Annotated in this window: 6 protein-coding genes; 2 read left to right on the top strand and 4 right to left on the bottom strand. The window is 69.5% G+C overall.

Annotated features, from left to right (window positions below; all coding sequences use genetic code 11):
- Positions 1–1254 carry an SPFH domain-containing protein gene (locus A8G15_RS07180; RefSeq protein ID WP_068157379.1) on the top strand — a complete coding sequence of 418 codons (1254 nt, stop codon included), beginning with the start codon at positions 1–3 and terminating at the stop codon, positions 1252–1254.
- 59 nt (positions 1255–1313) lie between these two features.
- On the opposite strand, the gene A8G15_RS07185 is transcribed toward A8G15_RS07180, so the two are convergent.
- Positions 1314–2261, bottom strand: coding sequence for a ferredoxin family protein (locus A8G15_RS07185; protein WP_245687745.1), 948 nt, complete (start codon positions 2259–2261; stop codon positions 1314–1316).
- Between the two features lie 127 nt (positions 2262–2388).
- Between A8G15_RS07185 and A8G15_RS07190 the strand changes: the two genes are divergently transcribed.
- Positions 2389–3306, top strand: coding sequence for an ABC transporter substrate-binding protein (locus tag A8G15_RS07190; RefSeq protein ID WP_068157219.1), 918 nt, complete (start codon positions 2389–2391; stop codon positions 3304–3306).
- A gap of 120 nt (positions 3307–3426) precedes the next feature.
- Here the strand turns inward: A8G15_RS07190 and A8G15_RS07195 are convergent, their stop codons facing one another.
- Genes A8G15_RS07195 through A8G15_RS07205 form a run of 3 tightly spaced genes read right to left on the bottom strand, consistent with a single transcriptional unit; the run spans position 3427 to position 5319 of the window.
- Entirely contained in the window at positions 3427–3963 is a 537-nt protein-coding gene (locus A8G15_RS07195) for a hypothetical protein (protein ID WP_068157223.1), read from the bottom strand.
- Entirely contained in the window at positions 3960–4541 is a 582-nt protein-coding gene (locus A8G15_RS07200; RefSeq protein ID WP_068157226.1) for a hypothetical protein, read from the bottom strand. The genes A8G15_RS07195 and A8G15_RS07200 overlap by 4 nt, the downstream gene beginning before the upstream one ends.
- 31 nt (positions 4542–4572) lie before the next feature.
- Positions 4573–5319 carry a DUF6875 domain-containing protein gene (locus A8G15_RS07205; RefSeq protein WP_068157230.1) on the bottom strand — a complete coding sequence of 249 codons (747 nt, stop codon included), beginning with the start codon at positions 5317–5319 and terminating at the stop codon, positions 4573–4575.
- Between the last annotated feature and the right edge of the window lie 681 nt (positions 5320–6000).

Genomic DNA, 6000 nt, shown 5'->3' on the forward strand with positions numbered 1-6000 from the left:
ATGGAAGCGTTGATCGTGCTCGCCGTTCTGGTGGCACTGGTGGTCCTGGTCGTGGTCAAGTCGGTGGCCCTGGTGCCGCAGGCCGAGGCCGCGGTGATCGAACGGCTGGGTCGCTACTACCGGACCGCGTCGGGGCAGCTCACGTTCCTGGTGCCGTTCGTCGACCGGATCCGCGCCAAGGTGGATCTGCGCGAGCGGGTGGTGTCGTTCCCGCCGCAGCCGGTGATCACCCAGGACAACCTGACACTGAGTATCGACACCGTCGTGTACTTCCAGGTCACCAATCCGCAGGCCGCCGTCTACGAGATCAGCAACTACATCGCCGCGGTCGAGCAGCTGACGGTGACGACGCTGCGCAACGTGGTCGGCGGGATGACCCTCGAAGAGACCCTGACCTCGCGCGACTCCATCAACGGGCAGTTGCGCGGGGTGCTCGACGAAGCGACCGGCCGGTGGGGCCTGCGGGTCGCCAGGGTCGAGCTGAAGAGCATCGATCCGCCGCCGTCGATCCAGGAATCGATGGAGAAGCAGATGAAGGCCGATCGTGAGAAGCGCGCGATGATCCTCACCGCCGAGGGCCACCGCGAAGCCGCGATCAAGACCGCCGAGGGCGACAAGCAGTCGCGGATCCTCTCGGCGGAGGGTTCGAAGCAGGCCGCGATCCTCGAGGCCGAGGCCGAACGCCAGTCGCGGATCCTGCGGGCACAGGGCGATCGGGCCGCGAAGTACCTCGAATCGCAGGGCCAGGCGAAGGCCATCGAGAAGGTGTTCGCGGCGATCAAGTCCGGCAAGCCGACCCCCGAACTGCTCGCGTACCAGTACCTGCAGACGCTGCCCCAGATGGCGCAGGGCGATGCGAACAAGGTGTGGCTGGTACCCAGCGACTTCGGGGATGCGCTCAAGGGATTCGCGAAGACTCTCGGTGCGCCCGGCGACGACGGGGTGTTCCGGTTCGAGGCCACGCCGGTCGAGGAGGAACTGCCCCGGCCGGAGGACGACAGCGCGGAGGTCGCCGACTGGTTCACCACGGCTCGCGACCCGGAGGTCGCGCAGGCGGTCGCCGAGGCGGAAGCCGTCGCCCGCAAACCCGTCGACCCGGCGGTGCGCACGACCCCGGAGCGGGCCGGGGCACCGGAGTTCGACAAGCCCGGTGAGCTGCCGCCGTCGTCGCCCCTGCAGGCGGGGTGGGTGCCCCCCGCCGAGGGCTCCGCGGCACCGACGGCGCCCGACGAGCCGAGGCACCGCCAGGAGTGACGTCTCGCTCGTGCGTGGATTCGGTGGCAGGGGCTACCGGATCCACGCACGGGCCGGCTTCACGGGGCGGGTAGTTCCTCGATCGAATCGACGATCCAGCTGCTCCACGTCACCGTGCCGCCCGACCGGCATCCGTGGGAGAAGGACGGCTGCGGCGCACCGGCCTGCACGGCGACCCGGAAATTCCGTGCGCTCATCCGTAGCTCGACGACGGTGACCGAATCGGCCGACGTCTCCGTGAGGTGTTCGAGCGCGTCCACCGCGACGATGCCGGTGGCCGAGCGGACCGCGTGCTCGGCGGCCTGCGCGGTTTGGGACAACGCGGCCCGTCCCCGCAGGTGATCGAGAGGCAGAACGCCGGCACGATATTCGCGCACGACATCGCGTGCCGATTCCGTTCCGAGCCTGCTGAAGTACAGCCCCTCGGGCAGCACGACCATGTTCGCGGCGAACCGGTCGCCGCCGATGTGGGTGCATTCCCACACGTCGGCATCGTCGACGGGCGTCAGCGCGGACACGATCGGCCGGCCCAGTTCCGCGCAGCACGCGTCCTTCTTCCCGTGCGTGCACACGGCGAACAACGGGACGTGCCGCGGCGCCCCGACATCCGGTTCGATGCCCGCCGCGCACGCGGCGAAGGGCAGGCCGGCGAGTTCGTCGTAGCCGGTCGCGGTTCCCTCCCGCATCCAGTGGCGCGTGCCGTCGGACCAGGCCAGGATCCACCGCGGCCGGTCGGCCGTCCGGGCGCGCGGCCGGCGGATCAGCGCCAGGCGAACGTGTCCGGGCGCGGCGTCGATGCGGTCGACGAGCGCCGGGGGCAGGACTCCCTCCGGGGCGGAATACGGCCACGGTCCCGGGTGCTCGATCAGGACCCACAATCGGGTTCTCCCGGCCCGTGCGACCATCGGCTCGCCCGCGGAGGACGACTGCCGGGAACAGGCGTCGGCGCGCCGACTGGTGAGCGCATCGGCCGGCTCCGTGCAGGTGTGGATCCGCTCCGTGGACACCGGCGACTCCTTGTAGGTTAGGCTCACCAATATTTGTTCGATGCTAGCCGGACGGCTGGGCAGCGCAGGAACCGCCCGGCCGTCGGCATGTCTTCAGGAGAGTGAAGTGGGACGGATTGCGACACGGATGAATCGCGTGTTCTTCGGCGTGGTCGCGGCCACCACGGCGGTCGCGGTCACCGCGTGTGGAAGCAGCGGCGGCGGTGACGAGTCCGATACTGCCGCGGCCACGACGCGCACGGTTGAGCACGCGCACGGCGTGGCGGAGGTTCCGGACAGCCCGCAGCGGGTCGTCGTCCTCGAACCGGTCCAGCTCGACACCACCATCGCCCTGGGCGCGACACCGGTCGGTGCCGCCGTGCTGAGCGAGGCCACCGGCGTTCCGGCCTATCTCGGCGAGGAGGCCGCCGGAATCGAAACGGTCGGTACCGTCGCGGAACCGAACGTCGAGGCGATCGCGGCGCTGGCGCCCGACCTGATCCTCGGCACCGAGACCCGCCACGGCGATCTGTACGAGCAGCTCGCGGGAATCGCACCGACCGTGTTCATGGCCTCGCAGGCCGACCCGTGGCAGGACAACGTCCGCTTCGTCGCCGGTGTCCTGGGCAAGGAGGACGCGGCGCAGACCCTTCTCGACGACTACACCGCGCGGTGCGAGGAGATCGCGACCGAGCACCGCACCGAAGGCCGGACCGCGCAGCTCATCCGGCCCCGCAACGACAACCTCACCCTGTACGGGCCCACCTCGTTCGCCGGCAGCACCCTCGAGTGCGCGGGTCTGACGATTCCGCCGCGGGACTGGGAGAACTCGATCTCCGTCGACCTGTCGCCCGAACTGGCCGCGGAGGCCAAGGCCGACCTGGTCGTCGTCACCAGCGCGCAGCCCGACGATCCGGCGACCATGCCGGCCGCGGTGACCGCGAACGCGCAGTACTTCCCGAATCTGCACCTCGTCGACCAGTCCTACTGGATCACCGGCGTCGGACCCCTGGGTGGAATGACGGTGCTCGACGACCTGGACCGAATCCTCGGCGCAGAGGGCTGAGTTCCACCGAGGAGGCCGTCCGGCTCGTGCGTGGTTTCGGTAGCGCCCGCTACCGAAACCACGCACCGGGGGCCGAAGTTCGGCTCAGCCGCGCGGACGGGACCGCACCGGGTCCCTCGGTCAGGTGAGCAGCGACCAGCCGACGCCACACACCGCCAGTGCCCACAGGACGCTGGTGCCGGTTCCGATGATGAACTGCTCGGAGGCCTGCGGCTCGCGCAGTTCCGGGTAGCGGGCCAGGCCCTTGACCGCCAGGACGATCGCGATGCCTTCGGGCCAGCCGGCCAGCACCGCACCGGCCACCGCCGCGCGTTCGAGGATGCCGATGACCCGGCCACCGCGCAACGGACCCGGAACCGGTGCCCCTCCGGGCGCCGCCGCGGCCGGCTCGGGACCGGCGTCGGGTTGGCGGCGCGCGATGCGGAACGCGGCGAGTACGGCCGGCCCGCCGCCGGTGATCGCCGCGAGCATCGTCAGCACCAGGGTGGCGGCGTAGACGAACCCCTGCACCGCGGTCGTCGCCGACGCGGCGGTGGCGGCCCCGATCAGCGCGGCCGTCGAGATCACCGGCGCCGGCCAGACGGGCGCATTCGGGCGCAGGCTCAGCACGGGCGCGAGGGCGACGACGGCGAGCAGTGCCAGCGAGAGGACGGTCAACGATCGGCCCTTTCGAGGAGTCGACGGGCGAGGGTGCATCCGGCGAGTTCGGCCTGCCATCCGGCGGCGGACAGGCGCTGGGACACGGCTTGTTTGCTGATGCCGAGTTCCGCGGCGATCCGGGCCTGGGTCAGTCCGGTCCGGGCGAGTGACACCGCCTCGTGGCCTTGCGGGGAGCGGCGGAGCACAACGGTCGCGAGGAGTGTGAGTGCGGCGTCGGCGTCGGCCGCCGCGGGTGCGTCGGAGCCGTCGACGGCGAGCTGCCCGATGGCGTTCTTGGCGCGTTCGACGGCCTGGCGGGCATGTTCGAAGGCCGGTCCGCGCCCCGCGCGGGTCTGTGCCGGCAGTGGGGTCTCGACGGGTCCGATACCGATGCCGATGCTCCACCGCTCACGTCGGAGCAGTTCGAGAACCAGATCGACGACCGCCCCGGGGTCGTCGGTGACGGCTTGGACTTCGTCCCCGGCGGTCCGGTCGAACGGACGGGCCAGCCTCGGATCGTGGAGGTCGGTGAGCAGCCCTGCGACACGGTCGACGTCTCGGCGGCTGCCGCGTTGGTCGACCGTCAATACGAACACTGGTCAAGTGTGAAACCTTGATGAGAGAAAATCAAGCCTGAAACCTTGTCTGCATGCGGGGGTGCGGCTCGCTCGCACGGGCGGGCTCGTCCCCGGTCAGGGCATGATGCGCGGTGATCGCGTCCACGGCGTCCCCGTCGTAGGCCATCCGCTGCGCGAGAGCGACCCGCAGCATCGACGGGAGGCCGGGGGCGAAGTTCTTGAAATAGGCCCGCAGCCAGTCCTGGCGGCCCATGAGGAACGGGAAGTCCGTCGTCATCATGGAGCGCGCGACGAGCATCGGGAGCGGGGCGTCGAGCGGGCGGAAGTCGTGATTCCAGAGCCCCGGCTGCGGACATCCGGGATAGAACTGGCCGAGCATGCATCCCCGGTCGACGAACCGGGACTTGTATTCCGCGTGCACGACGTCGATCACGGAGCAGTCCGCGAGATCCGGCAGCACCGTGACCAACGTCTTCAGGCAGCGATCCTTGTCGGCCGGGCGTACGAGTTCGAGATAGATCTCGAACTGGTCGGCCACGATCGTGCCGAGGAGGGTCGCGTCGAGTTCCTGTCCGTGCACGAACGCCGCCGCGAAGAGCTGCCTGGTGATGGACGGGCGGACGAACGGGCACACCGGCCCGTCCCGGCCGAGGTCGGGATGGGGTGCGGTGAGATACTCACGCGCCCACGATCTCAGCTGGTGTGCACTCGATTCGTGCGCATACTCCACCGTGTCTCCGAAGAGGTCCACCCACACTGTGCCGGACCGGGTTCCCACGCACTTCTGGATCGGCATGGCGGTTTCCTCGCTCCCGAAAAGGCGAACGGCTGTCTGTGCCGATGTGGCCGATATGTTGGAACATATTGTTTTGCAAGAAGATTCATCGGCGCCACAGGCGCATCGGGTGTGGACGCCGAGGTCGCTGACGCGCTGCCCGCACGTCGCACCGATGGCGCGGAACCGCTGGACCGCAACGAAATTGAACGAGACGCTCGCGTGGAGTTCGTAACATCCACGGCGCCTGGGGGAGCGGGGCCGGTCGTGACGGTGCTCCCGCTCTCCGGCCGGGCAGTGTGCAGCGGAGTGGAGAATCCTTTCGTGGTGCGAAGCGCCGACGGTGGAGCTGGAGTTCGTTTCGACAGCATACAACGGGCTCAAGATCGGATCTATGGGCCAAAACAAACTATGGGATTGTTTTACGGGTCGTTTGGCCGCGGCGAATCGCAGGTGACGCAGCGCGCAGCGGTCGACCACCACGCCGCTCGTCCGGCGCGAAGCGTTGCCGCAGACGGCCGTACGCGCCTACGCTTGTCGGATACATTTCGAGGCCCTGCCGCCGGCCCGCACCCCGTTCTCCAGGAAAAGTTGCGCCGCAGGTGATCACGACGAGCGCAGGCGAGACGGCAACCCGGCAGGCATGCGCCTCCGGCGTCGACCACGCACACGGATCGCAGTCTCCACCTGAAGGGGGCCGCA

It is taken from the genome of Rhodococcus phenolicus (assembly GCF_001646785.1).
In the GTDB taxonomy this organism is placed as follows: Bacteria; Actinomycetota; Actinomycetes; order Mycobacteriales; family Mycobacteriaceae; genus Rhodococcus; species Rhodococcus phenolicus.

Excerpts from the sequence above, each read along its gene's own strand:
- A8G15_RS07190 (WP_068157219.1), top strand. The coding sequence starts at position 2,389 with ATGAATCGCGTGTTCTTCGGCGTGGTCGCGGCCACCACGGCGGTCGCG.
- A8G15_RS07205 (WP_068157230.1), bottom strand. The coding sequence starts at position 5,319 with ATGCCGATCCAGAAGTGCGTGGGAACCCGGTCCGGCACAGTGTGGGTG.
- A8G15_RS07180 (WP_068157379.1), top strand. The coding sequence starts at position 1 with ATGGAAGCGTTGATCGTGCTCGCCGTTCTGGTGGCACTGGTGGTCCTG.